Genomic DNA, 26,373 nt, shown 5'->3' with positions numbered 1-26,373 from the left:
TGCCGTGAGCTTTACCCCCGCCAACCGTTTGTTTCCTGCAACCCGCCTGCGTCGCAACCGTCGTGATGATTTTTCGCGTCGTCTGGTCCGTGAAAACGTACTGACCGTCGATGACCTGATCCTGCCGGTGTTCGTGCTGGACGGTGAAAACCGTCGCGAAGCAGTGGCGTCGATGCCGGGCGTCGAACGCCTGACCATCGATCTGTTGCTGGAAGAGGCTGCCAAATGGGTCGAGCTGGGAATTCCTGCGCTGGCACTGTTCCCGGTGACGCCGCCGGAACTCAAGTCACTGGATGCCGCCGAAGCCTGGAACCCCAACGGCATCGCCCAGCGCGCTACCCGCGCTCTGCGTGCGCAGTTCCCGGAGCTGGGTGTGATCACCGACGTCGCCCTGGACCCGTTCACCACTCATGGTCAAGACGGCATCCTCGACGAAGAAGGCTACGTGCAGAACGACATTACCGTCGACGCACTGGTTAAACAGGCTTTGTCCCACGCCGAAGCCGGCGCTCAAGTGGTGGCTCCGTCAGACATGATGGACGGGCGCATACAGGCGATCCGCGAAGCGCTGGAGCTGGCCGGGCACGTCAATGTGCGGATCATGGCCTACTCGGCCAAGTACGCCAGTGCCTACTACGGCCCGTTCCGCGATGCGGTGGGTTCGGCGTTGAACCTGGGCAAGGCCAACAAGGCCTCCTATCAGATGGACCCGGCCAACAGCAACGAAGCCCTGCACGAAGTGGCGGCTGACTTGTCAGAAGGCGCAGACATGGTCATGGTCAAGCCAGGCATGCCGTATCTGGATATTCTTTATCGGGTCAAGGAAGCGTTCAAAGTGCCGACCTTTGTGTATCAGGTCAGCGGCGAATACGCCATGCACATGGCGGCGATCCAGAATGGCTGGTTGAGCGAAGGGGTTATCCTCGAATCCCTGACCGCTTTTAAACGTGCAGGCGCTGATGGCATCCTGACTTACTTTGCCGTCCGTGCTGCTCAATTGTTACGAGAGCAAAAATAGCCCTCCCAGGAACATTCGATGAATACCGAAGGACTCACTGAAGTTGCCGTAAAAGACGCTCAACCCGTGGTGGAGCAAATCGCCGAAACTCCGCCGGAGCTGGAGCCCGCTCCACCCGCGGTGGTGGCCGAGCCCGTTGTGGCGGCGCCAGCGATTGCCATTCCCGGTCTGGATGACAGCAGCCTGTACATCCATCGCGAGCTCTCGCAACTGCAGTTCAACATCCGCGTGCTGGAACAGGCGCTGGATGAGTCCTACCCATTGCTGGAGCGGCTGAAGTTTCTGCTGATCTTCTCCAGCAACCTGGACGAGTTCTTCGAGATTCGTGTGGCCGGCCTGAAGAAGCAGATCACCTTCGCCCGTGAACAGGCCGGCGCCGATGGCCTGCAGCCGCATCAGGCCCTGGCCCGCATCAGCGAATTGGTGCACGGTCACGTCGACCGCCAATACGCGATCCTCAACGACATTCTGTTGCCGGAACTGGAAAAACATCAGGTCCGCTTCATCCGTCGTCGTTACTGGACTACCAAGCTCAAGACTTGGGTCCGCCGTTATTTCCGCGACGAGATCGCGCCGATCATCACCCCGATCGGTCTCGACCCGACGCACCCGTTCCCGTTGCTGGTGAACAAGAGCCTGAACTTCATCGTCGAGCTCGAAGGCATCGACGCCTTCGGTCGCGATTCCGGCCTGGCGATCATCCCGGCGCCGCGTCTGCTGCCGCGGATCATCAAGGTGCCGGAAGAAGTCGGCGGCCCGGGTGACAACTATGTATTCCTGTCGTCGATGATCCACGCGCACGCCGATGACCTGTTCCAGGGCATGAAGGTCAAGGGCTGCTACCAGTTCCGCCTGACCCGGAACGCCGACCTCGCGGTCGATACCGAAGACGTGGAAGACCTGGCCCGCGCCCTGCGCGGCGAGTTGTTCTCCCGTCGCTACGGTGATGCGGTGCGGCTGGAAGTGGCCGACACCTGCCCGAAACACCTGTCCGATTACCTGCTCAAGCAGTTCAACCTGCAGGAAACCGAGCTGTATCAGGTCAACGGTCCGGTCAACCTGACCCGGCTGTTCAGCATCACCGGCCTGGACAGTCATCCGGAGCTGCAATACACGCCGTTCACCCCGCAGATCCCGAAACTGCTGCAGAACAGCGAGAACATTTTCAGCGTGATCAGCAAGCAGGACATCCTGCTGCTGCACCCGTTCGAGTCCTTTACCCCGGTGGTCGACTTGCTGCGTCAGGCGGCCAAGGATCCACACGTGTTGGCGGTTCGCCAGACGTTGTATCGCAGCGGCGCCAACTCGGAGATCGTCGATGCGCTGGTGGATGCGGCGCGTAACGGCAAGGAAGTGACGGCGGTGATCGAATTGCGCGCGCGGTTCGATGAAGAATCCAACCTGCAGCTGGCCAGCCGTCTGCAGGCGGCCGGCGCCGTGGTGATTTACGGCGTGGTCGGCTTCAAGACCCACGCCAAGATGATGCTGATTCTGCGTCGCGAAGCCGGCGAGATTGTTCGCTACGCTCACTTGGGTACCGGCAACTACCACGCGGCCAATGCCCGTCTGTACACCGACTACAGCCTGCTGACCTCTGACGATGCCTTGTGCGAAGACGTCGGCAAACTGTTCAGCCAGTTGATCGGCATGGGTAAAACCCTGCGCATGAAAAAACTGCTGCACGCGCCGTTCACGTTGAAGAAGGGCATGCTCGACATGATTGCCCGGGAGACGCAATTCGCCCTCGACGGCAAACCGGCGCACATCATTGCCAAGTTCAACTCGCTGACCGATCCAAAGGTCATCCGCGCGTTATACAAGGCCAGCCAGTCCGGGGTACGCATCGATCTGGTGGTGCGCGGCATGTGCTGCCTGCGACCGGGCATCGCCGGGGTATCGCACAACATCCACGTGCGTTCGATCATCGGTCGTTTCCTGGAGCACACCCGGGTCTTCTACTTCCTCAATGGCGGTGAAGAGCAGATGTTCCTGTCCAGTGCCGACTGGATGGAGCGCAACCTCGACAAGCGCGTCGAGACTTGCTTCCCGGTCGAGGGCAAGAAGCTGATTTTGCGGGTCAAGAAAGAGCTGGAGCTTTATCTTACCGACAACACCCACAGCTGGAGCCTGCAGTCGGACGGTCGCTACGTCCGCAACACGCCGACCGGCAACCAGAACCCGCGCAGCGCCCAGGCCACCTTGCTGGAGCGGTTGGGCAGCCCGATTCTGGCGGTGCGTTAACGCAAACCTTGGGCGATAAAAAATGGCGATCCATGTGGATCGCCATTTTCATTTCCACCACCGTCCCTTGTAGCTGGCTTGCCAGCGAATGGCTTTCAAGTCATGCATCCATTTCAAGGACGCCTTCGCCAGCAAGCCGGCTCCTACAGGACCGTGTTCGGCGACCATTTTCGGTTTTTTAGCGAACGTTCAACACGAAGCTGACGCGGGTCAGCCATTCGGCTTCCAGGGCGAAGTCGGCCTGGGTCAACTGGTTGTCATCCAGCCAATGTTCCGGGAATAACACATCCAGGCTGTCGCCGTTGGCGTGCAGCACGACCTGTGGCATTTCCTGGGTGCCACGGATGTGGTGGAACAGAATCGCAAAGCGCAGCAGCACGCACAGGCGAATCAGCTTGATGCCGTCGTCGCCAAAATCGGCAAACCTGTCCTTGGGAATATTGCGACGGTGGCCACGCACCAGTAGCGCGAGCATCAGTTGGTCTTCGCGGGAGAACCCGGCCAGGTCCGAGTGCTCGATCAGGTAGGCGCCGTGTTTGTGGTACTGATAGTGAGCGATGTCCAGGCCCACTTCATGGACCTTGGCTGCCCAGCTCAGCAGTTCGCGCCAGACGCCATCATCCAGCTCCCAGTCTGCGGCCACTTGATCGAAGGCATGCAGCGCCTTGCGTTCGACCCGCGCGGCTTGCTCCAGATCGACGTGGTAACGCTCCATGAGCGAGCTGAGCGTGCGCTCACGGACATCTTCGTGATGATGACGGCCCAGCAGGTCATAGAGCACGCCTTCGCGCAGGGCGCCCTCACAGTGGTCCATGCGTTGCAGTTCGAGGGCGTCGAAGATCGCTTCGAGAATCGCCAGCCCGGCGGGAAAGATCGCCCGGCGGTCGGGCTTGATGCCTTCGAAGTCGATTTTCTCGACATCACCGAGCTTGATCAGCTTGCGCTTGAGCCAGGCCAAGCCTTCGGCGTTCACCTCGCCAGTGCCATGCCCGCCGGCCTTCAGCGCCAGGCCAATGGCGCGAATGGTGCCCGAGGAGCCGATGGCTTCATCCCAGGTCAGGCGGTGCAGGGCGTGTTCGATGCTCATGATCTCCAGCCGCGCCGCGGTGTACGCCTGGGCGTAGCGGGCCGGGGTGATCTTGCCGTCCTTGAAATAGCGTTGGGTGTAGCTGACGCAACCCATTTGCAGGCTTTCGCGCAGCAGCGGTTCGAAGCGCTGGCCAATGATGAATTCGGTACTGCCGCCGCCGATGTCGGCCACCAGGCGTTTGCCCGGGGTGTCGGCGAGGGTGTGGGAGACGCCGAGGTAAATCAGGCGCGCTTCTTCACGGCCGGAGATGACTTCTACCGGATGGCCGAGGATTTCTTCGGCCCGATGGATGAATTCACCGCGGTTACGGGCTTCGCGCAGGGCGTTGGTGCCGACGATCCGCACGGTGCCGGGCGGCATACCGCTGATCAGTTGGGCGAAACGCTTCAGGCAATCGAGCCCGCGTTGCATGGATTCTTCGCTGAGTTGACGCTCTTCGTCGATGCCGGCGGCCAGCTGAACCTTCTCCCCGAGACGCTCGAGAATCCGGATTTCGCCGTTCTGGGCCTTGGCCACGACCATGTGAAAGCTGTTGGAGCCCAGGTCGATTGCGGCGATCAGGGACAGATTCTTGACTTGGGATAGCGGCATGGTCAGGGGGTCTCGGTCGATAACCTCGATATCCTGCCACGATCAAACGCTCGCGCCAACGCGCAGAGTTGAAAGCCTTGATCCAACCCTGTGGCGAGGGGGCTTGCCCCCGTTCGGCTGCGCAGCAGTCGTAAAACCTGCATGCGCGGTCTATTTGGAGTTGATGTGAATGGTTTTGGGGCTACTTCGTAGCCCAACGGGGGCAAGCCCCCTCGCCACGGGGGTGTCAGCCCGCCGCCTCCACGGTCCCAATGAAGTTCGCCAGCTCCGCCGTCTGCGGGTTGGCAAACAGCACCTTCGGATCCCCCACCTCATGCACCTTGCCTTGGTGCATGAACACCAATTTGTCGCCCACCTCCCGGGCAAAACGCATCTCATGGGTGACCATGATCAATGTCATACCCTCCCTGGCCAGTTGCCGGACCACGCTCAACACTTCATTGACCAGTTCCGGGTCCAAGGCCGAGGTGATTTCGTCGCACAGCAAGACTTTCGGCGACATGGCCAGCGCCCGGGCGATCGCCACCCGCTGTTGCTGGCCGCCAGAGAGTCGATCCGGGAAGGCGTCGAATTTCTCGCCCAGCCCGACCCGTTCCAGCATCTGTCGCGCCAGCTCGGTGGCTTTGGCTTTCGGCACTTTCTGCACCACTTGTGGCGCAAGCATGACGTTTTCGCCGACGGTCAGGTGCGGGAACAGGTTGAACTGCTGGAACACCATCCCGACTTTCTGCCGCAGGCTGCGCAGGTCGGCGCGGGCGGCGTCGAGGTATTCGCCGTCGACTTCGATCACACCGTCATTGATCGATTCCAGACCATTGAGGGTGCGCAGCAAGGTGGACTTGCCCGAGCCGCTGCGACCGATGATCGCCACCACCTGGCCTTCCTCGATACTCAGATCGATGCCTTTGAGTACATGGTGGTCGCCGTAATATTTATGCAGGGCGGAAATTCTAAGCAGAGGCATGCAGTCTCCTTTCCAGGTAGCGCGCACTGAGGGACAAGGGGTAGCAGAGCAGGAAGTAACCGAGGGCGACGAGGCCGTAGACCATAAAGGGTTCGAAGGTCGCGTTGGCGAGCATGCCGCCGGTCTTGGTCAGTTCGGTGAAGCCGATGATCGAGGTGACGGCGGTGCCCTTGACCACTTGCACCGAGAAGCCCACGGTCGGCGCCACGGCGATGCGCAGCGCTTGTGGCAGGATCACGTAACGCAATTGCTCCAGCGGGTTGAGCGCCAGGCTCGATGAGGCTTCCCACTGGCCATTGGGGATCGAGTCGACGCAACCGCGCCAGATCTCCGCCAGGTAGGCGCTGGTGAACAGTGTCAAGGCAATCGCCGCCGCCATCCACGGTGAAATTTCCACACCGGCCAAGGCCACACCGAAGAACACCAGAAACAGCTGCATCAACAGCGGCGTGCCCTGGAACAATTCGATGTAGGTGCGGGCGAAGTGGCTGGGCAGGGATTTCTTAGAAATCCGCATCACCATGATCAGCAAACCGATCAGCCCGCCACCGATAAACGCCACCAGCGACAATGCCAGCGTCCATTGCAGGCCCGTGAGCAGGTTGCGCAGGATGTCCCAGAAGGTGAAATCGCTCATTGGCTGCTCCTCGCACTGCTTTTGGACAGGTAGCGGCGGCCGATCCAGTTCAGCAATTGGCGGATCAGCAGTGCCATGCACAGGTAGAGCAGCGTGGTCAGGGCGTAGGTTTCAAAGGCGCGAAAGTTACGCGACTGAATGAAGTTGGCGGCGAAACTCAGCTCTTCGGTGGCGATCTGCGAACAGACCGCCGAGCCCAGCATGACGATGATGATCTGGCTGCTCAGGGCCGGCCAGACTTTGCCCAGTGCCGGCAGCAGAACCACGTGGCGGAAGGCTTCGAAGCGGCTCATCGCCAGGGCGGCCGCGGCTTCCAGCTGCCCGCGGGGGATCGCCTGAATGCCGGCGCGGATGATCTCGGTCGAATAGGCGCCCAGGTTGATCACCATCGCCAGCACCGCCGCCTGCCATTCGGAAATCTGCAGGCCCAGCGACGGCAAACCGAAGAAGATGAAAAACAACTGCACCAGAAAGGGTGTGTTGCGGATCAACTCGACGTAGACCCCGAAAATGCCGGCGAACGGGCGGATGTTCCACGCCCGCACCAGTGCGCCGATGATGCCCAGAGCGACCCCGAACACCGCGCCAACGGCCGTCAGCTCAAGGGTGAACAACGCACCGCGCAGCAGCAGGTCGGTGTTTTCCACCACCGGCAAAAAATCGAACTGATAAGCCATAAGTCGTCTCCCGCGCGAACGATCAGAGATCGGCCGGCAGCGGTTCTTTCAGCCAGGTTTGCGAGTTCTTCTCCAGCGCACCGTCAGCCTTGGCGGTGGTGAGGATCTGATTGACCTTGTCCAGCAACGCCGGCTCGTTCTTGTTCACGCCGACGTACACCGGCGAGTCCTTGAGCTTCACTTTCAGGGCCGGTACGCGTTTCGGGTTTTTCTCGCTGATGGCTACCATCACCACGTTGCCGCTGGCGATCAGGTCGACCTGGCCCGCGAGGTAGGCGGCGATGGTCGAGTTGTTGTCTTCGAAGCGTTTGATGGTCACGCCTTCCGGGGCGACTTTGGTCAGCTCGATGTCTTCGATGGCGCCACGGGTGACGCTGATGGTTTTGCCCTTGAGATCGTCCAGCCCCTTGATGGCGGCGTCTGGCGGACCGAATACGGCGAGGTAGAACGGCGCGTAGGCGCGGGAGAAATCGATGACTTTCTCACGTTCAGGGTTCTTGCCGAGGCTGGATATCACCAGGTCGACCTTGCCGGTGGTCAGGAACGGGATGCGGTTGGTGCTGTTGACCGGGGTCAGTTCGAGTTTGACCTTGAGTTGGTCGGCCAGCAGTTTGGCGGTATCGATGTCGAGGCCGCGCGGTTTCATGTCCGGGCCGACCGAACCGAACGGCGGGAAGTCCTGGGGCACGGCGACTTTAAGGGTGCCGCGTTTGACCACATCCTCCAGACCGTCGGCGTGGGCGGGTGCCTGGCTCAGCATCAGGCTGGCAAACAGGGCGGCGAGGAGGGCGCTGTAACGCTGGGTCATGGCAAATCTCCGGATCGGCGGGAAGTGATTTCTGCGGATCGACAGAGCACGGGCCATGCCAAGATTCGGTTTCAGGGGTTGCAGGCCACGGTTTTGCTGGTGTTGCTCGGTCTTACTGGTCTGAACAGTTGGGTGGCATTTCGCACCTTGATGGCGCACCCGTGAAAACTCCCGAACCCCCATGGGGCACGACTTGCCGGACGTCGCGAATAGCTTTACAACTAGCCGCTCATTGGCCTGGTTCGTCTGAAGAAACCATGAACTCGATCTCCCGCGCAGTACCTGAAGTGGCGCTGCAAGCCATCCGCAAACTGATCACCGAGCAAGGTTTCGGGCCGGGTGATGCCTTGCCCTCGCAACGGGACCTGGCGGTGCAATTGGGGGTCAGCCGGGCGTCGTTGCGCGAGGCGTTGTCGTCCCTGAGTGCGCTGGGCGTGATCAGCATCCAGCCGGGCAAGGGCGTGTTCGTGCAGTCACCGGTCGATCTGCCCCGGGGCGAGGCGGTGCCGGGCTGGCCATTCGCGGCCCAGGCATCGCCGCTGGACATCTTCCAGTTGCGCTATGCGCTGGAGGGTTTTGCCTCGGGTTTGGCGGCCGTGACCCTGAGCACCGAGGATCTTGATGCCCTGGAAGACAACGTCGCCGCCATGCGCAACGAACTGCGTGCCGCCAACTTCGATGCGGCGGCGCGACTGGACTTCGAGTTTCACCGGCGCATCCTCCTGGCCAGCGGTAATCAGGCGATGCTGAGCATCCTGACAGCCAGCGCCGACATCTTTCTGGAGAGCCAGAAGCTACCGTTCATCCGGGCCGAACGGGCCATGGAAACCTGGCAGGAACACCGTAAAATCCTCCGTGCACTGGCGCGCCGATCGTCCGGTGCCGCACAGAAGGCCATGCAGGAGCATGTGCGCAACGCCGCCCTGCGCACCGGGATTGCCTTCGTCGCTCCCGCCACCTCGTGACTTGAGCTATACCCAAATTCATGGGCCACCATAGCGAGACTCAATCATCTGCGGCTTCCTGAACGGGGGAAGGGCAGCTATGATGGGCCACGTTTTTTTGCTTACAACCTGGAGACTTCCATGAGCAGCGATCTTATCAAACACGTTAGCGACGCTAGCTTCGAGGCCGACGTACTCAAGGCCGAAGGCGCTGTACTGGTCGACTACTGGGCTGAGTGGTGCGGCCCTTGCAAAATGATCGCTCCTGTCCTGGACGAAATTGCCGAGACCTACAAAGGCAAGCTGACCGTTGCCAAACTGAACATCGACGAGAACCAGGAAACCCCGGCCAAGCATGGCGTGCGTGGTATCCCGACGCTGATGCTGTTCAAGAACGGCAACGTCGAAGCCACCAAGGTCGGCGCGCTGTCGAAGTCGCAATTGGCCGCTTTCCTCGACGCCAACATCTAAGCGTTGTTATAAAGCGTCATGAAAAGGCCCCGCATTATGCGGGGCCTTTTCGTTATTGAGGGCTAGACGCTCCGAAACTCAGGTGGTACATTCGGCCCCGCACTGGTTTCTCCACTGCCCCCTGCTAGCCGTCGCCGACGCACTCCTTTTCGAATAAGTACGCGATCCTGTCGCCTTCTCTGCGGCGCGGCCTCATTAAGCCAAAAGCTTAATTTCCCCCCTCCATAAATGATTACGTCATTCCTATATGAATCTGACTGAACTCAAGCAAAAGCCGATTACCGAACTGCTCGAATTGGCCGAACAGATGGGCATAGAAAATATGGCCCGTTCGCGCAAGCAGGACGTGATTTTCTCCCTGCTCAAAAAGCACGCTAAAAGCGGCGAGGAAATCTCCGGTGATGGCGTGCTGGAGATTCTCCAGGACGGCTTCGGCTTCCTGCGCTCCGCTGACGCTTCCTATCTCGCCGGCCCGGACGATATCTACGTCTCGCCGAGCCAGATCCGTCGCTTCAACTTGCGCACCGGTGACACCATCGTTGGCAAGATCCGTCCTCCGAAGGAAGGCGAGCGGTATTTCGCGCTGCTCAAGGTCGACACGATCAACTACGATCGTCCCGAGAACGCGAAAAACAAGATTCTCTTCGAGAACCTGACCCCGCTGTTCCCGACTGTGCGCATGAAGATGGAAGCCGGTAACGGTTCCACCGAAGACTTGACCGGTCGTGTCATCGACCTGTGCGCCCCGATCGGCAAAGGCCAGCGCGGCCTGATCGTTGCTCCGCCGAAAGCCGGTAAAACGATCATGCTGCAGAACATCGCGGCAAACATCGCGCGTAACAATCCTGAAGTTCATCTGATCGTGCTGTTGATCGACGAGCGTCCGGAAGAAGTGACCGAAATGCAGCGCACCGTGCGCGGCGAAGTGGTTGCCTCGACGTTCGACGAGCCGCCAACCCGCCACGTGCAGGTTGCCGAAATGGTGATCGAGAAGGCCAAGCGCCTGGTCGAGCACAAGAAGGACGTGGTGATTCTGCTCGACTCCATCACCCGTCTGGCGCGTGCCTACAACACCGTGATCCCGAGCTCCGGCAAGGTGCTGACCGGTGGTGTCGATGCCCACGCCCTGGAGAAACCGAAACGTTTCTTCGGTGCTGCACGGAACATCGAAGAAGGCGGCTCGCTGACCATCATCGCTACCGCGCTGGTTGAAACCGGTTCGAAGATGGATGAAGTGATCTACGAAGAATTCAAAGGCACCGGCAACATGGAACTGCCTCTGGATCGCAAGATCGCCGAAAAACGTGTGTTCCCGGCCATCAACATCAACCGTTCCGGTACTCGCCGCGAAGAGTTGCTGACAGCCGACGACGAACTGCAGCGTATGTGGATCCTGCGCAAACTGCTGCACCCGATGGATGAAGTCTCTGCCATCGAGTTCCTGGTCGACAAGCTGAAACAGACCAAGACCAACGACGAGTTCTTCCTGTCGATGAAACGCAAGTAAGTCGAACAGGCCAAAAAGCCGGGGAAACCCGGCTTTTTGCTATCTGATTTTTGATCAACGGCAGTTCGTGGTTCTGAACTGAGGGGTTCGGCGCTAAACTGCCACCCCCGAACGCCACGGCCAAAACGAGGCTCACGCATGCAGTATCGCGACTTGCGCGACTTTATCAGCGGCCTGGAACAGCGCGGCGAACTCAAGCGCATCCAGGTTCCGGTGTCCCCAGTGCTCGAAATGACCGAGGTCTGCGACCGCACATTGCGCGCCAAAGGCCCGGCCCTGCTTTTCGAAAAGCCCACGGGTTATGACATCCCTGTGCTCGGCAATCTGTTCGGTACGCCTGAGCGCGTGGCGCTGGGCATGGGTGCAGAGGCGGTGAGCGAGTTGCGCGAAATCGGCAAGTTGCTGGCGTTCCTCAAGGAGCCCGAGCCGCCGAAAGGTTTGAAGGACGCCTGGTCCAAGCTGCCGATCTTTCGCAAGATCATCTCGATGGCGCCGAAAGTCGTCAAGGACGCGGTGTGCCAGGAAGTGGTCATCGAAGGCGACGATGTCGACCTCGCGATGTTGCCGGTGCAGACCTGCTGGCCAGGCGATGTCGGCCCGCTGATCACCTGGGGCCTGACTGTCACCAAAGGTCCGAACAAGGATCGCCAGAACCTCGGCATCTACCGTCAACAGGTGATCGGTCGCAACAAGGTGATCATGCGCTGGTTGAGCCACCGTGGCGGCGCGCTGGATTACCGCGAATGGTGCGAAAAACACCCCGGCCAGCCGTTCCCGGTGTCCGTGGCGCTGGGCGCTGACCCGGCCACCATTCTTGGCGCCGTGACACCGGTGCCGGACAGCCTCTCCGAATACGCTTTCGCCGGTCTGCTGCGGGGCAATCGCACCGAACTGGTGAAATGCCGCGGCAACGACCTGCAAGTACCGGCCACGGCTGAAATCATCCTCGAAGGCGTGATTCATCCGGGCGAAATGGCCGATGAAGGTCCGTACGGCGACCACACCGGCTACTACAACGAAGTCGACAGCTTCCCGGTGTTCACCGTCGAGCGCATCACCCATCGGATCAAGCCGATCTACCACAGCACCTACACCGGCCGTCCGCCGGATGAGCCGGCGATTCTCGGTGTGGCGCTGAACGAAGTGTTCGTGCCGATCCTGCAGAAGCAATTTCCGGAGATCACTGACTTCTACTTGCCGCCCGAAGGCTGCTCGTACCGCATGGCCATCGTGACCATGAAGAAGTCGTATCCCGGCCACGCCAAGCGGGTAATGCTCGGTGTCTGGTCGTTTTTGCGACAGTTCATGTACACCAAGTTCGTTATCGTCACCGACGACGATATCAACGCACGGGACTGGAACGACGTGATCTGGGCCATTACCACGCGCATGGACCCCAAGCGCGACACGGTGATGATCGATAACACGCCGATCGACTACCTGGACTTCGCCTCGCCGGTCTCCGGCCTGGGTTCGAAGATGGGGCTCGATGCCACGCATAAATGGCCAGGCGAAACCACCCGCGAGTGGGGCCGGGTCATCGTCAAGGATGAAGCCGTTACCCAACGGATCGATGCCATCTGGAATCAGTTAGGAATAGATTGATGCGTGTAACCTTGCAGCCCTCCGGAGCAGTGCTTGAGATTCTGCCCGGCGAGCGGATTCTCGATGGCGCGCGTCGCCTGGGCTATGAATGCCCGCAAAGCTGTCGTAACGGCAATTGCCATGTGTGCGGCGCGTTGCTGGTGGAAGGGCGGGTCGAACAGGAAGGCGATGTGCGCGACCATGGCGAGTTCTACACTTGCATTGCAGAGCCGCTGGAAGACTGCATCGTGTTGTGGGATGGCGTGCTCGCGCTGGGAGAACTGCCGGTGCGCAGCGTGTCGTGTCAGGTCATTGAATGCAGGGACGTCGGTGGCGATACCTGGCGCGTGCGTCTGCGTGCGCCAGCGGGCAAGCCACCGCGCTATCACGCCGGCCAGTACCTGATGATCGAGCGTGAGAATGGCGAGAAATCCGCTTTTTCCCTGGCCTCAGCACCGCATTCCGGCCGCGACCTGGAAATTCATGTGCTGGCGCGCGAAAGCAGCGCGCTGAGCCTGATCGAACAGCTCCAACGCAACCCGATGGTGCGGATCGAGATGCCGTTCGGCGACACCCATCTGGCGGAACTGCCGAACGGTCCTCTCGTACTGATTGCTGCCGGTACCGGCATGGGCCAGATCCACAGCCTCATCGAACATTGTCGCGCCACGGGCTTCAAGCATCCGGTGCACCTGTATTGGGGCGTACGTCGTCCCGAAGACTTTTATGAGATCGAACATTGGGATGAATGGCTGAAGCTGCCCAATCTGTTCCTGCATAAAGTCGTCAGCGATCAATGCGGCTGGCAGGGGCGTTGCGGCATGTTGCATGAGGCGGTGTGTGAAGATTTCCCTGATCTGAAAGCACTGCACGTCTATGCCAGCGGCTCTCCAGCCATGGTCTATGGCACGCTCGATGCTTTGGTCGAAGCGGGGATGGATGCCCATCAAATGCGTGCCGATGTATTTGCTTACGCCCCGCGATCATAGGTGCGTGAACCGTTCTAGAAGCGCACCCCGGTTGTCACCATGGCGGCATTGAAGCCGAGCAATACCAGCTCGGCTGCCAATGGTCCGTAGTGTGCCCCGACTGAAGGAATGATCACCGGCGCGACCCCGAAGTGATTCAGAGGGATCTTGTCCTGAGACTTGCCGCTGTAACCTTGCAACAGACCACCGGTGAGTTTTATGTACACGGGATAGTCAGCACTCTCGTAGCGTTTGCCCGCATACGCATAATATGAACGCTGGCTGAACGAGTTGCGAAAAGTTGCGCCACCAAACAACCAACCGGACGCTTGCTCGCGCTCAAGACCGATGAGGTCCTGATTGTTATTGTGGTCGGAGTCGGGGGAGAAGTGTCTGGTATAGACGCTGGCCTGCAAATACCAGGAGCCGGTGTCTTTCGCAGAGGTGTCCTCGGCCAGCGAGTGCTGCGCCGTGAGCATTAGAAGTAACCCGTAAATCCATGGTGTTTTCATTATTCAGGCCTTTGAGGCAGTTTGGTTTGCGTCTTTGGGTGGCCGTTATACGCGACGTAAAGCTGCAATGGGTAGGCGGTAAATCCGAAGGGTTTGTAGGTGTTTTCTCCTAAGTGAGCTTTATCCTAGACGCGCCGAATGCTTATGTATATTTCGTTCTGGTATTTAAGAATTCTCTTAAATGATATTAGGGTATATAGCCAAGCCCTCCAGCTTCAGTATTGGATTTTTTATGGGGGGCGCAAGGTCATAGGGCGCTTAGTACTTTTCGTTTTAGTATTACTGCTATATGTTCTATGAAGTGAAAGTTGTTTATATTTTGTAATAATTGCTGGGCCGAAATTTCATTGCCATGAGCGCCATCGAATCTGCTTTTTTGAATCTGGCTTACCCTCCGCGGCTCGATCTGGGGCCGCAGCTTACACACGAACAATTGCTCAGCTCGATGCAGTCGACCATGGCGCGCCACAAGGGTGGGCCGGTCTGGCTATTCGCGTATGGTTCGCTGATCTGGCGGCCTGAATGTGTGGCGGTTGAGCGAGTGCGCGGCCGGGTGCATGGCTACCATCGTGGTTTGTACCTGTGGTCCCACGAGCATCGCGGCACGCCGGAAGTGCCGGGGCTGGTATTTGGCCTGGATCGCGGTGGTTCGTGCAGCGGGTTCGCCTATCGCTTGCCCGAAGAACAACTCGAGGCTTCACTTTATGCACTCTGGCAGCGCGAGATGCCATTCCCTTCCTATCGTCCACACTGGCTCAACTGCCGTCTTGAAAACGGAAACCAGGTTCAGGCATTGGGATTTGTATTGGAGCGGCACCTGCCCAGCTATGCTGGCAACCTGCCAGATCACGTGCTGAGCCAGGTATTCGAGAACGCTTGCGGGCGCTATGGCACCACTCGCGAGTATGTCGAGCAGACCGCCCACGCCCTGCGTAGCCACGCCATGCCAGACCGGAATCTGGAGGCGCGGCTCAAGCGCTGCAAATCAAAGGCAGATCAGGCGAGCGCTTCGCGGCCCTGACTGGCGGCGTTTTTGTGGCCCAGGGTGGGTGCCAGGAACGCCATCGCCAGCAGGCAGGCAACGACCAACAGAATGAAGCCGCCATCCCAGCCGAAATAGTCCACGGTGTAGCCCATCATGGCGCTGGCCGCGACGGAACCACCCAAGTAACCGAACAGGCCGGTAAAGCCTGCGGCCGTACCCGCGGCCTTCTTCGGCACCAGTTCCAGCGCCTGCAGGCCGACCAGCATCACCGGGCCGTAGATCAGGAAGCCGATGGCGAACAGCGAGATCATGTCGATCATCGGGTTGCCCGGCGGATTCAGCCAATACACGATCGTCGCAACGGTCACCAACGCCATGAACACCATGCCGGTCAGGCCACGGTTGCCACGGAAGATCTTGTCCGACATCCAGCCGCACAGCAGCGTGCCGGGAATGCCCGCCCACTCGTACAGGAAGTAAGCCCACGACGTCTTGTCGAAGTCGAAGTGCTTGACCTCTTTGAGGTAGGTCGGCGCCCAGTCCAGAATGCCGTAGCGCAGCAGGTAGACGAAAACGTTAGCCAGTGCGATGAACCAGAGCATTTTGTTGCGCAGCACGTATTTGACGAAGATGTCCTTGGCGCTGAATTCCTCTTCGTGACTGGCGTCGTAGCCTTCCGGGTAATCGTTTTTGTACTTCTCAATCGGCGGCAGGCCCGTCGACTGCGGAGTATCGCGCATCACAATGAAGGCAAACACGGCGACCAACAGCGCCACGGCAGCCGGTACGTAGAACTTGCTGTGCCAGTCGTTGAACCAGCCCATGCCCAGAATCGCCAGCGGGCCGATCAAGCCACCGCCAACGTTATGCGCGGTGTTCCAGACCGAAACCACACCGCCACGTTCTTTCTGCGACCACCAATGCACCATGGTTCGCCCGCTCGGCGGCCAGCCCATGCCTTGCGCCCAGCCGTTGATGAACAGCAGGATGAACATCATGGTCACGCTGGAGGTGGCCCAAGGTGCGAAACCGAAAACGAACATCACCGCGGCGGACACCACCAGGCCAAAGGGCAGGAAGTAACGCGGGTTGGAGCGGTCGGACACGATGCCCATCAGAAACTTGGACAGGCCGTAGGCGATTGCAATCGCCGACATCGCCACACCCAGCTGGCCTTTTGTATAGCCTTGGGCGATCAGGTCCGGGAACGCCAGGGTGAAGTTCTTGCGCAGCAGGTAGTAACCGGCATAGCCAATGAAAATCCCGGCGAAGATCTGCCAGCGAAGGCGTCGGTAGGTGCTGTCTATTTTTTCTTCAGGCAATGGAGCCTGATGTGCGGCAGGACGAAAGAAAGCAAACATTCAAGAGCTCCAGATTTCTTGTTTTGACTGCGGATGCGAATGTTACAGTTTCGTTACCGAAAATAGCACCGGTTCGCATCGGCAAAACAGCGGAAATGTTGGAGATTGCATGTTCCTTTATGAACATGTCGCTCAGGTGTAAGTGAAGGGCGGTGTGGGAAACGTCCTGTGCAGCCCTTAATGCCGCATTTCGGTCCGGAGTAGGATGGGGCTTTGGGAAATGTCCTGCGTTTGAATGGGAAGTCGCGACGTTCTGCTTGAGGTCGCAGAGCCTTACCTTTGCGCTGTTGCCAGGTTTGGCATTTCAGTCGCGAAGGGGTGGGGTTTATGCGGTGGTTTGCATTGGTTGTTTTGTGTGTGATTTCCAGCGGTGTCCGCGCAGGTGCGGTGTTCCTGATACCGACGGACAATCCCAAGCCGACTTACCCTAGGGCACTTAACCGGGCTGGCATCACTGGCGAAGTGCGGGTCAGCTTGACCGTTCATGCTGATGGATCTGTGAGCAATGTGGCTGTTCCAAAAGACGCCCACCCCGACCTCGCCGAAGCCTCCCAATCTGCGGTCAGCCAATGGCGATTTCAGCCATGGGAAATCAGCGGCGATCGCCCGGCGCAAATTCAGGTAGTCGCGCCCATGGTCTTCAGGCTGGACGATACCCCGCCTATTCACGCTAACGAAGAATTGAAGAAGTTGCGTTGTTCAGACGTCAGTCGAGTAGCACAGCATTTTTCGGATTTCTCGTGGGTGGATCTGCCAGTTTTCAATTGGACACGCAGTTATCTGACCCACTCTATTTCGCCAACGCAATTTCCGGAGGAGAAACGTCTGGCACTTATCGCCAAACTCAACAAAAGTGCTCCTTCAATTGTTCGGAGCTGTAATACGCATCCTACGAGCCGGTTTGTGCGTTTTCTGCCACAGGATATTCGCGAGCTGCTGTAATGGACAATGTGGAGTGCGGCTGTGCGGCTGCACTCCTTTACACGACTTGAACTATTCGGGTTTGAAGCCTGGTTTACCGTTTTCTTTACGCCATTCTTTGATGCTGTTCAGTATTCCAGTGGGGGAATTGTCAATATCTTGCTCAGGATAGAAAAGGATATCAGTACCATTCGGGTGCTCAGAGGCATCGACTATTTGGTGAACAAGAGTATCCAGCTCTTCTTCGGATGAGTATTCGCCGAGAAACAATCTATTGATCATCTCTAGGAATTCAGACTCGGTATATTGATCGTAAGGTTTGATTGGATTCATAGAGACTCACCATTGTCCTTTGAGTGTTCAGCAATATGAGCTTTTGGAGTTGTTATTACCATATTGTCAATATTATAGACTTCGCCGCCTTTACCAATAGGAAGCACATGGTGGATTTCGAATTTTTCACGTCCGCCCACTTGTTCGCTTCGAGGGGCATAGGGTGAGTATCCACCTTTTGCGATCGCTTTGTTTAGAGGACTGAGTTGCTTGCTCAATTCTGAATCATTTGTCACAGCCCTCCAGAATTCCTCCCTGAATTTATCAAAGCTCCTGAAGTCCTGACCACGTAACTGATCCGCGATCTGAGCAGGAATCGGAGCACCACCAACCTCCCCCGCGCTACCGAGCCAATTCTCCCCAACGGCTTGACCCATTCCAGTCACCGTACCCGGCTCATAGCGCGGGCCCGAACGGCTGACCATGACATAGACGGGTTCAATTCCCGACTCTGCTGGAAACTCCAAAATGTAATCATCAACGTCGGCCTGATCACACATTGGATGTTCGTCAGTCCGACCCTCTATTTGCGTGACTCTGGCGCCTGGGTAAATCTTGATGTCAGATTGATGAGCAGGTAACTCCGTTGAGCCTAGAGAATCATCACCAGGCGCATTATTCGGTATCCAGGTCAGCGTTCTTGGTAGAAGGCCTTCCGTCGTGAAGGTGTAGAGATTCGTCTCAGGATCAAGTTTTACTTGCCTTACTTGGACGAACGGTGAGTTACCAGACGGGGTGAAATAGAGTTGGGTGTGTTCTCCGTGTACTGACGCTACGACACGGTATGGCAACCAATCCGTTTGGGCTTTGCCTTTGTGTCGGATAGGGGTGTATGCCTCGTCTTCTCCAAATTGCGACAACGGGATGGTGACCACGACAGGATTGCGTTGAAGTTCACCGTTTCCTAGCGTCGGTGTGTAGAACACTGATGCAAAAAAAGCGGCCACCGGTCCACTAATTGCCAAGGCGCGCAGGTTGCTCAGGGACTCAGTTGCTCTACTTACAGAGAAGGGCGCACCTTCATACCCGGCGATCACCCCGTCCGGAGTGATGACTAAAGGTTGAGCGGATGCTACCGCGCCGCCGACCGTCGTCAGGTTTACGTTTTCGATCCCATGTTTTACCCGGACTAATGCCTCGATATTATGTTGTACTTTTTCCAGCGAGCCCCAGCGTTTGCTGCTCTTTGGAAGGCCGTAGAAGCCTCCGACCTTGCGTTCCGCTTCAGACGCTTTGAGGTTTTCAGCATACAGTTCTTGGTATTTTTCCTTCATCCATCGCAGTTTTTCGTCAATACCCTCAGGTTGGTTCTGGGTGAGTTGGTGAAGCATTGCATCGAACCGATCAGCGAGTTCAGTCGCGATCTGCTGCTTCCTTCGTTGTTCCGCTCTCCTTGATTCTTCTTGCTTGGCCCGAAACTCTGCTTTGGCCTGCTGCTCCGCAATGTCCCTGGCCCGAGCCTCTGCTTGCCGCGCCGCCTTTTGACGAGCCTGAGCCTCTGCTTGCCGTGCTGCCTTCTGACGAGCCTGTTCCTCTGCTTGCCGTGCTGCCTCTTGACGAACCAACGCATCCGCATAAGCGGCATTGAGCTGATTTGAACGCTGCGTAAGAAGACGGATGGATTCGGTATAAAGTTTGACCGAATATCCGGCGGCGTAAGATCGTGCCCAATGTTTGTGTGTTTCCCTCGCGCTGTAATCTTGGCGAATGTAGCGATTGAAGGTACTTATATACTCCTGATTTGATTTGTTGTTTGGGTCGCTGCCATAAAACGAGTTGGCCTCTTTCAAGCTGCTTTGCAAACGTTCTGTTCTCAGCTGAATTAGCCGATTGACGATTAATTGGTCGCGTTCGATGCTGGGTGAATCGACTGGTATGGCTGTTGCTGTGCTTGTTGCGCCATTAGTAGAGAGCTCAGTCTGTATTTGCTGAGGAAGGTTATTAAGTTTGGCCTCGTAGTCGTTTTTTATATCGCTGTTAAGGCTCAATGTTCTTTCGGCAACGCTCGGTGTCATTCGAAAGTCGCCTTGTATCCTGTTTAGGTATCCGCCGCCTTGAAAGACTCGTGAGTAGCTTTGTTGTTTGTATGGATTAATCTCGGTTGCATCTATATGTAAGGTCTGGCCCGGCTGCCAGTTTTGATCGCTCATACAGTTACTCCTTGTGTCTGTATGGAATCAAACTAATGCAAAATCTTGCAGAGAGGGCGTTACATAATTACCACCACGCCAATTGAAAATTAATGTGTTGCTGCCAGCTTTTCAAACCTGTCAATGAAAAGGCCAGAACAACTTTGTCGGTTGTCCTGGCCTTTTTGTGCCCCGCGCTGATTCAGCGAACTTGAACCACCACCTTCCCGACTGCCTTGCGCTGGCCAAGATCATTGATCGCCTGCGCCGCATTGCTCAGTGGATACACCTGCGACACCAGCGGCTTCAACTTGCCTTCGGCGAACCAGTGAAACAACTGCTGGAAGTTCGCCGCGTTGTCCTGTGGTTGGCGCTGGGCAAACGAGCCCCAGAACACGCCGACCACTGCGGCACCTTTGAGCAGTGCCAGGTTCACTGGCAGTTCGGGGATACGTCCGCTGGCGAAACCGACCACCAATAGACGGCCGTTCCAGGCGATGGCGCGGATGGCCTGATCGAACAGGTCGCCGCCCACCGGATCGTAGATCACGTCGGCGCCCTGGCCGTCGGTCAGGCGTTTGATTTCGTCCTTGAGGCTGGTTTCGCTGTAGTTGATCAGCTCATCGGCGCCGGCGGCTTTGGCTACCGCGAGTTTTTCCGCACTGCTGGCGGCGGCGATCACCCGGGCGCCCATGGCTTTGCCGATTTCCACGGCGGCGAGGCCGACGCCGCCGGACGCGCCGAGCACCAGCAAGGTTTCGCCGGGTTGCAGGTTGCCCCGTTGCTTGAGGGCGTGCATCGAAGTGCCGTAGGTCATGCTGAAAGCGGCAGCAGTGTTGAAGTCCATCGATGGCGGGATCGGCAGCACGTTGTAGCCCGGCACCGCGACCTGCTCGGCGAAACTGCCCCAGCCAGTCAGGGCCATGACCCGGTCACCGACCTTGAGGTGGCTGACCTTTTCCCCCACAGCGCTGACCACGCCAGCCGCTTCGCCACCCGGTGAAAACGGGAAGGGCGGTTTGAACTGGTATTTGCCCTCGATGATCAGCGTGTCCGGGAAATTCACCCCGGCGGCGTGCACGTCCAGCAGGATTTCGTTCTTCTTCGGGGCGGGGCTGGCGACGTCTTCCAGCACCAGCGATTCGGCAGGGCCGAAGGCTTTGCACAGCACGGCTTTCATCAGGGCTATTCCTTTGGGAGTGATGGCCGATAAGTGTAGGTGTGTGAGTTAACGGGTCAACGAGCATGCCCGGCCCTGATAGTCAGCCATAAGCTTGTGCTTGAGCGGCGGGTCGTTATGCTAGGCCGCAAACCGGATAAGGAGCGAATTGTGAAAGCGTGGATCATGTTGATGCTGGCCCTGTCTCTGCCTGTGGTAGCGATGGCCGAAGAAGCCAAAGAAGGTGAAGCCCCGAAGGTCAACTACATCACCCTGAGCCCGCCGTTCGTGGGCAACTATGGGCTGGACGGTACGCCGAAGCTCAAGGTCTACAAGGCCGATGTGGCGCTACGGGTGACCGGTGACGAGGCGACCAAGGCGGTGAAGGCCAATGAGCCTCTGATCCGCAATCAGCTGGTGGCGTTGTTTGCCCAGCAGACCACTGAAACCATGAACAACGTCGAGGCCAAGGAAAAGCTGCGTCAGGAAGCCTTGAAGCAGACTCAGCAAGTGATGAACGACGAGACTGGCAAACCGGTGGTTGAGGATCTGTTGTTCAACAACCTCATTATCCAGTAAGACTTTTGTTGTCTGGGGCGGCCCCTTCGCGGGCTTGCCCGCGAAGGGTGACTCGGCCCTTCAGGACGCCAGGCTCTTGCGAAACCGCAGCAGCGCAATGGTAAAGAACAGCAGGCCGATGGCGCTTAATGCCAGCAAGTCCGGCCAGACCACGCCGATGCCGGCGTCGCGAAACAGTATCGCGGCGCTGAGGCTGACGAAGTGCGTCGATGGCGAGCCCTGCATCACCCATTGCAGCCATTGCGGCATGCTGTCGAGGGGCGTACTGCCCCCGGAAAGCAGCAACATCGGGATAATCACCGGAATCGCCAACAAGCCGAACTGCGGTGTCGAGCGGGCGAGGGTCGCGAGGAATATCCCCAGCGCCGTGCTGGCGAACAGATAAACCGCCGTTACCAGCAAGAAAAAGCTCATGGAGCCAGCCAGCGGCACGCCAAGAGCGCCTTTGACAATGACTTCCAGCGACACCCAGGTGCACAACACCACCACCAGCATGTTGCTCCAGACTTTCGCCAGCATGATTTCCAGTGCCGTCAGTGGCAGCACCAGCAAATGATCGAGGGTGCCGTGCTCGCGTTCACGCAGCAGCGCCGTGCCCGTCAGGATGATGGCCAGGATCGTGATGTTGTTGACGATCTGAATCACCGCCAGGAACCAGCCACCCTCCAGATTGGTATTGAACAGCGCTCGTGTTGTCAGCCGCACGGGTGTCTGGCTCGCCGCATCGCTCTGGCCACTGTAGGTCAGCAGCTCGCGCTGGAAAATCCTCCCGATATAGCCTGCCCCCATGAACGCCTGGCTCATGGCCGTGGCGTCGACGTTGACCTGCACCGCCGGCTGGTGGCCGCCCAGCAGATCGGCCTGAAAATTGGCTGGAACATTGATCACGAAGGTGTACCGCCCGTTGTCCAGCACCTCGTCCAGCTGACCATAAGGCAGCGGCACGGGCGGTTGAAATTCCGGCGGCCGCAGAACCTGGGCCAGTTGGCGTGACATGGGGCTGTGATCTTCATCGACCATGGCCACACTGGCGTTGTGCACGCCGATCACTGAGCCCGCGGCCGGCATGTAGATCGCCACTGTAAAGGCGTAGAACAGGAACAGCAGCAATACACTGTCATGTCGCAGGCTGGTGAGTTCCTTGAGGCCAAGACGCAGGATGTGCGCAAGCTTATGCATCAGACCTCCTGCTTTTTCAGCATGGCCAGGCTGAGCCCGGTGAACCCGAGAAAGAACCCGAACAGTGCCAGGCATTGTGGCCACAACTGCCGGATATCCAGCGCCTTGGTAAAGGTGCCGACAGCAATATCGAGAAAATAGCCTGCCGGAAACAGCATCCCCATGACCGCGGCCGCACCATCGAGGGACGATCGCGGCACGATCAAACCGGAAAACTGGATGGTCGGCAGGCTGGTGATGATCATGGTGCCGAGAATCGCGGCGATCTGGGTTCGGGTGAACGCCGAAATCAACATCCCCATGCTGGTGGTCGCCAGCACGTAGAGCAGCCCGCCGAAGGCCAGGGTCAATGCGCTGCCCTTGAAGGGTACGCCGAACAGCCAGCGGTTCATGGCCGCCAGCACGGCGAGATTGATCAGACTGACGGCCAGATACGGCACCTGTTTACCTAACAGGAACTCCAGGCGGGTCAGTGGTGTGGCGTAGAAGTTGGTGATCGAGCCCAGTTCCTTCTCCCGCACAATGCCCAGCGCAGTCAGCATGGCCGGGATGAACGCCAGGATCAGCGCCATCACTCCAGGGCCGATGGCGTTGACGCTGACGACATCCTGGTTGTAGCGGAAACGGGTTTCCAGTTTGGCTGGCGCTTGCCGGGGTGGTGCGGGACTGGACTGATCCGCCAGTTGCTCCAGGTTGGCCTGGTGTACCGCTTCCACATAGTTGCGGCTGGTTTCAGCGCGAAACGGCATACCGCCGTCGAGCCAGGCCGCCACCGTAGGCTGGCGACCGGCGAACAGATCCCGACCGAATCCGGGGGGAATCTCCAGCGCCAGTTTGATTTCCGAGCGCTGCAGTCGTCGATGCAACTGCGCCGGATCGCTTATCGGGGGTTGCTCGTCGAAGTAACGGGAGCCGCGGAAGGCCTCCAGATAAGCCCGGCTTTGCGGGGTCTGGTCCTGGTCGTAGACCGCGAAGGCGAGTTTCTCCACGTCCAGGGAAATGCCGTAGCCGAAAATCACCATCATGAGCATCGCCCCGAGCAGCGCGAAGGCCAGGCGTACTCTATCGCGCAGCAGTTCCTTGCCTTCACGGCTCGCCAATGCCCGCAGTCGCCCAAAGCTGAAGCGATGGTCTTTCATCGATGGGGTGGGTGCGAGCGTTGTGTCGATGGGCGTTGGTGGTGCCTCTGTCGCGACCGGGCTCTGGGCCTGTTCCAGGCAGGTGACGAACGCGGCCTCAAGTGTCTGGCCGTTGAACTGCTGTTGCAGTGCTGCCGGGGTGTCGCAGGCCAAAACCTTGCCTGCGTGCATCAATGAGATGCGGTCGCAACGCTGGGCTTCGTTCATGAAATGGGTGGACAGGAAGATCGTCACGTCCTGTTCACGGGACAGTTCGATCAGCAGTCGCCAGAAATCGTCCCGCGCCGCCGGGTCGACGCCGGAGGTAGGTTCGTCGAGGATCAGCACTTCCGGGCGATGCAGCACCGCCACCGCCAGGGATAATCGTTGACGCAGACCCAGCGGCAATGCACCGGACGGCTGATGGGCGACGCTGGCCAGGCTGAAGCGCTGGATCAATTCGTCGATGCGCTGAGTGCTGTCGGCCTGGGGCAGATCGAACAGTCGCGCATGCAGGTCCAGGTTCTGCCGCACGCTGAGTTCGCCATAGAGCGAGAAGCTCTGAGACATGAAGCCGACGCGCTTGCGGGTGGCCAGATCCTTGGCGTTCACTGGGTTGCCCAGCAGCGTGGCACTGCCTTCGCTGGCCGGAATCAGTCCGGTAAGCACTTTCATGGTGGTGGTTTTGCCGCAGCCGTTGGAGCCCAGAAACCCGAAGATCTCGCCGCGGCCGATGGCGAAGCTGACTTTATCCACAGCGGTGAAATCGCCGAAGCGCAGGGTCAGGTCATGGGCTTGGATGGCGATGTCGGCCGTAGCATTGGTTCGGGGAGGGATCACTAGCGGCTGGTTGTCGTGGCCGGTGTCGCCCTGAAAGTGGGTGAAGGCTTCATCGAGCTTGCCGCTGGGGGTTACCGCCGCCAGATCGCGGCTCAAACCGGCGGCGATCAGTTTGCCGCCGTCGAGCATCAGGCAGTGTTCGAACTGTTCGGCCTCTTCCATGTACGCGGTGGCGACCAGTAGCGTCAGTTGCGGGCGTTGGCGCCGAACATCATCGATCAACTCCCAGAAATGCCGTCGGGACAAAGGGTCGACGCCAGTGGTCGGCTCATCGAGGATCAACAAATCCGGCTCATGGATCAGTGCGCAACAGAGTCCGAGCTTCTGTTTCATTCCGCCCGACAGCTTGCCGGCCGGGCGCTCGGCAAATCGCAGTAGATCGGTGGCCTGTAGCAGGCTGTGCATGCGCTGATCGCTTTCGGCCGCGGAGAGCCCGAACAGTGTGGCGAAAAAGTGAATGTTCTCGCGGATCGACAGATCAGGGTACAGGTTGCCGCCCAGACCTTGAGGCATGAACGCGATGCGCGAGTAGAGGCTGTTGCGGTGGCGCCGGTCCTGGATCGAGCCGCCGAGCACTTCCAGTTGGCCCTCCTGTAGCGTCTTCACGCCGGCGATCAATCCCAGCAGGCTGGATTTGCCGGCGCCATCCGGGCCAATCAACCCACACCGGGTACCAGTGGGCAGACTGAGCGTGATGTCAGTCAGCGCATGCCGTTCGCCATAGCGGTGTTGAAGACGAGTGGCATGCAGTGCCAGGCCGGTCATTGAAGATTGGCCGGCCAGTCAATGGGAGCGGTGCGCACGTAGCCATTGCCGGGCATCCCCGGTTTGGCCTGGGGCACGGCGCTGGGACGGGTCAGGCGTAGCTTGACCCGAAACACCAGTTTCTGACGTTCATCGCGGGTCTCGACTTCTTTGGGCGTGAACTGCGATTTGGCCGCCACGAAGCTGATTTTTGCCGGCAACGGCTGGTCAGGCAGGGCGTCCAACAGGATCCGCGCTTCATCGCCGACCGCCAGGCGTCCGGCGACGGAGGCTGCAAGGTAGAGGTTCATGTATTGGTCATTCGGGTCAATCAGCAGCAACACTCGCCCTCCGGCGCCGAGCACTTCCCCGGGTTCGGCCATGCGAAGCTGAATTATCCCGTCGATGGGGGCTCGCAAACTGCTGTCGTCGATTTCACTGTTTAACTGAGCCACTTGCGCCTGTGCAGCGCCAATGGCGGCGCCGACGGCGGACACCTGTGCGCGGGCCGCAGTAACAGCCGCGTTGGCGGTGTCGAAGCGTGACTGCTGTTGGTCGATGATCTGGCCGCTGGCGAAACCGCGATTGAACAATGCCTGGGAGCGCTTGAGCTCTTGCTGGGCAAGCAGTTGCTCGCTCTGGCGCAGTTTCACATTGGCCTGGGCCGCGGAAAGATTTTCCCGGGCGCGTATCACTTCGGCTTCAGCCTGGTTGCGCTGGGCTTCGAGGGTACGGGTGTCCATGCGGGCCAGCAGTTGCCCCTGGGTTACCTTGTCGCCTTCGTCCACCAGCACTTCAGCCAATCGACCGGGTGTTTTGCTGGCGATCTGCACTTCAGTGGCTTCAAGTCGACCATTGCCGACAGACAACCCTTGGGGCAGTCGGTTAACGGTCGACCGCCAATAACCAAACCCTCCGGCGGCCAGCAATACAGCCCCCAGTAAAAAAACGAAGAAAAGCGAAGAGCGGCTGTGCGTCGACATGTCGGCATCCTGCGTCTATAGCGTCCCAGT

23 protein-coding genes are annotated in these 26,373 nt (G+C 58.8%); 10 read left to right on the top strand and 13 right to left on the bottom strand.

All coding sequences use genetic code 11. The annotated features are described in order from the left end of the window. Positions 1-4 precede the first annotated feature (4 nt). Together hemB and ppk1 are read left to right on the top strand one after the other, a co-directional pair. Positions 5-1,018, top strand: coding sequence for a porphobilinogen synthase (gene hemB, locus JUI81_RS09775; protein ID WP_019580521.1), 1,014 nt, complete (start codon positions 5-7; stop codon positions 1,016-1,018). 18 nt (positions 1,019-1,036) lie between these two features. Continuing rightward, positions 1,037-3,259 (top strand): polyphosphate kinase 1, encoded by a 2,223-nt coding sequence (ppk1, locus tag JUI81_RS09770; RefSeq protein WP_018927564.1) that lies wholly within the window; start codon positions 1,037-1,039, stop codon positions 3,257-3,259. A gap of 178 nt (positions 3,260-3,437) precedes the next feature. Here ppk1 and ppx read toward each other — a convergent pair whose 3' ends face one another. From ppx to JUI81_RS09745, 5 genes are all read right to left on the bottom strand, one after another. Further along, a complete protein-coding gene (ppx, locus tag JUI81_RS09765) occupies positions 3,438-4,940 on the bottom strand; it encodes an exopolyphosphatase (protein WP_019580522.1) in 1,503 nt (500 codons plus the stop codon). Positions 4,941-5,166: 226 nt separating this feature from the next. Beyond that, positions 5,167-5,904: an amino acid ABC transporter ATP-binding protein gene (locus JUI81_RS09760; protein WP_018927566.1), complete on the bottom strand. Its 738-nt coding sequence runs from the start codon at positions 5,902-5,904 to the stop codon at positions 5,167-5,169. After that, on the bottom strand, positions 5,891-6,541 hold the full coding sequence (locus JUI81_RS09755) for an amino acid ABC transporter permease (protein ID WP_007899375.1): 651 nt from the start codon (positions 6,539-6,541) through the stop codon (positions 5,891-5,893). The genes JUI81_RS09760 and JUI81_RS09755 overlap by 14 nt, the downstream gene beginning before the upstream one ends. Then, positions 6,538-7,218 (bottom strand): amino acid ABC transporter permease, encoded by a 681-nt coding sequence (locus tag JUI81_RS09750; protein WP_019580523.1) that lies wholly within the window; start codon positions 7,216-7,218, stop codon positions 6,538-6,540. The genes JUI81_RS09755 and JUI81_RS09750 overlap by 4 nt, the downstream gene beginning before the upstream one ends. A gap of 22 nt (positions 7,219-7,240) precedes the next feature. Continuing rightward, on the bottom strand, positions 7,241-8,026 hold the full coding sequence (locus tag JUI81_RS09745) for a transporter substrate-binding domain-containing protein (protein ID WP_018927568.1): 786 nt from the start codon (positions 8,024-8,026) through the stop codon (positions 7,241-7,243). A 257-nt stretch (positions 8,027-8,283) separates the two neighbouring features. On the opposite strand from JUI81_RS09745, the gene JUI81_RS09740 reads away from it, so the two are divergent. The 5 genes from JUI81_RS09740 (at position 8,284) to JUI81_RS09720 (ending at position 13,521) form a co-directional block, all read left to right on the top strand. Then, on the top strand, positions 8,284-8,991 hold the full coding sequence (locus tag JUI81_RS09740; protein WP_018927569.1) for a FadR/GntR family transcriptional regulator: 708 nt from the start codon (positions 8,284-8,286) through the stop codon (positions 8,989-8,991). 120 nt (positions 8,992-9,111) lie between these two features. Continuing rightward, entirely contained in the window at positions 9,112-9,441 is a 330-nt protein-coding gene (trxA, locus tag JUI81_RS09735; protein ID WP_003206727.1) for a thioredoxin TrxA, read from the top strand. Between the two features lie 247 nt (positions 9,442-9,688). Continuing rightward, on the top strand, positions 9,689-10,948 hold the full coding sequence (gene rho / locus JUI81_RS09730) for a transcription termination factor Rho (RefSeq protein ID WP_007899384.1): 1,260 nt from the start codon (positions 9,689-9,691) through the stop codon (positions 10,946-10,948). Between the two features lie 138 nt (positions 10,949-11,086). Further along, entirely contained in the window at positions 11,087-12,553 is a 1,467-nt protein-coding gene (gene ubiD / locus JUI81_RS09725; protein ID WP_019580527.1) for a 4-hydroxy-3-polyprenylbenzoate decarboxylase, read from the top strand. Then, positions 12,553-13,521 carry a CDP-6-deoxy-delta-3,4-glucoseen reductase gene (locus tag JUI81_RS09720; protein WP_204124174.1) on the top strand — a complete coding sequence of 323 codons (969 nt, stop codon included), beginning with the start codon at positions 12,553-12,555 and terminating at the stop codon, positions 13,519-13,521. The genes ubiD and JUI81_RS09720 overlap by 1 nt, the downstream gene beginning before the upstream one ends. 14 nt (positions 13,522-13,535) lie before the next feature. Here JUI81_RS09720 and JUI81_RS09715 read toward each other — a convergent pair whose 3' ends face one another. Beyond that, a complete protein-coding gene (locus JUI81_RS09715) occupies positions 13,536-13,979 on the bottom strand; it encodes a hypothetical protein (RefSeq protein ID WP_019580529.1) in 444 nt (147 codons plus the stop codon). Positions 13,980-14,364: 385 nt separating this feature from the next. On the opposite strand from JUI81_RS09715, the gene JUI81_RS09710 reads away from it, so the two are divergent. Continuing rightward, complete coding sequence (locus JUI81_RS09710; RefSeq protein WP_019580530.1) at positions 14,365-15,033, top strand: gamma-glutamylcyclotransferase; 669 nt, start codon at positions 14,365-14,367, stop codon at positions 15,031-15,033. Here the strand turns inward: JUI81_RS09710 and glpT are convergent. Then, complete coding sequence (glpT, locus tag JUI81_RS09705) at positions 15,009-16,358, bottom strand: glycerol-3-phosphate transporter (RefSeq protein WP_204124173.1); 1,350 nt, start codon at positions 16,356-16,358, stop codon at positions 15,009-15,011. The genes JUI81_RS09710 and glpT overlap by 25 nt on opposite strands. A gap of 327 nt (positions 16,359-16,685) precedes the next feature. Between glpT and JUI81_RS09700 the strand changes: the two genes are divergently transcribed. Continuing rightward, positions 16,686-17,300 carry an energy transducer TonB gene (locus JUI81_RS09700; RefSeq protein WP_204124172.1) on the top strand — a complete coding sequence of 205 codons (615 nt, stop codon included), beginning with the start codon at positions 16,686-16,688 and terminating at the stop codon, positions 17,298-17,300. A 51-nt stretch (positions 17,301-17,351) separates the two neighbouring features. Here the strand turns inward: JUI81_RS09700 and JUI81_RS09695 are convergent, their stop codons facing one another. The 3 genes from JUI81_RS09695 to JUI81_RS09685 all read right to left on the bottom strand — a co-directional run bounded on the left by JUI81_RS09695 (position 17,352) and on the right by JUI81_RS09685 (position 20,921). Continuing rightward, positions 17,352-17,612 carry a bacteriocin immunity protein gene (locus tag JUI81_RS09695; RefSeq protein WP_204124171.1) on the bottom strand — a complete coding sequence of 87 codons (261 nt, stop codon included), beginning with the start codon at positions 17,610-17,612 and terminating at the stop codon, positions 17,352-17,354. Continuing rightward, positions 17,609-19,762: an S-type pyocin domain-containing protein gene (locus JUI81_RS09690; protein ID WP_204124170.1), complete on the bottom strand. Its 2,154-nt coding sequence runs from the start codon at positions 19,760-19,762 to the stop codon at positions 17,609-17,611. The genes JUI81_RS09695 and JUI81_RS09690 overlap by 4 nt, the downstream gene beginning before the upstream one ends. Before the next feature lie 181 nt (positions 19,763-19,943). Further along, positions 19,944-20,921, bottom strand: a complete 978-nt coding sequence (locus tag JUI81_RS09685; RefSeq protein WP_019580532.1) for an NADPH:quinone oxidoreductase family protein — start codon at positions 20,919-20,921, stop codon at positions 19,944-19,946. 150 nt (positions 20,922-21,071) lie between these two features. On the opposite strand from JUI81_RS09685, the gene JUI81_RS09680 reads away from it, so the two are divergent. Then, entirely contained in the window at positions 21,072-21,479 is a 408-nt protein-coding gene (locus JUI81_RS09680) for a flagellar basal body-associated protein FliL (protein ID WP_204124169.1), read from the top strand. A gap of 60 nt (positions 21,480-21,539) precedes the next feature. Here JUI81_RS09680 and JUI81_RS09675 read toward each other — a convergent pair whose 3' ends face one another. From JUI81_RS09675 to JUI81_RS09665, 3 genes are read right to left on the bottom strand one after another with little or no spacing between them, the layout of a single operon-like run. Beyond that, entirely contained in the window at positions 21,540-22,658 is a 1,119-nt protein-coding gene (locus tag JUI81_RS09675; protein WP_019580534.1) for an ABC transporter permease, read from the bottom strand. Further along, a complete protein-coding gene (rbbA, locus tag JUI81_RS09670) occupies positions 22,658-25,381 on the bottom strand; it encodes a ribosome-associated ATPase/putative transporter RbbA (protein ID WP_204124168.1) in 2,724 nt (907 codons plus the stop codon). Before rbbA ends, JUI81_RS09675 begins: the two co-directional genes overlap by 1 nt. Then, positions 25,378-26,343, bottom strand: coding sequence for an HlyD family secretion protein (locus tag JUI81_RS09665; protein ID WP_019580536.1), 966 nt, complete (start codon positions 26,341-26,343; stop codon positions 25,378-25,380). Before JUI81_RS09665 ends, rbbA begins: the two co-directional genes overlap by 4 nt. Positions 26,344-26,373 lie beyond the last annotated feature (30 nt).

The organism is Pseudomonas sp. 008 (assembly GCF_016861935.1).
Classification (GTDB): Bacteria; Pseudomonadota; Gammaproteobacteria; order Pseudomonadales; family Pseudomonadaceae; genus Aquipseudomonas.
The sequence above is the reverse complement of the archived record's forward strand: the minus strand, read 5'-3'. Positions and strand labels throughout refer to the sequence as shown.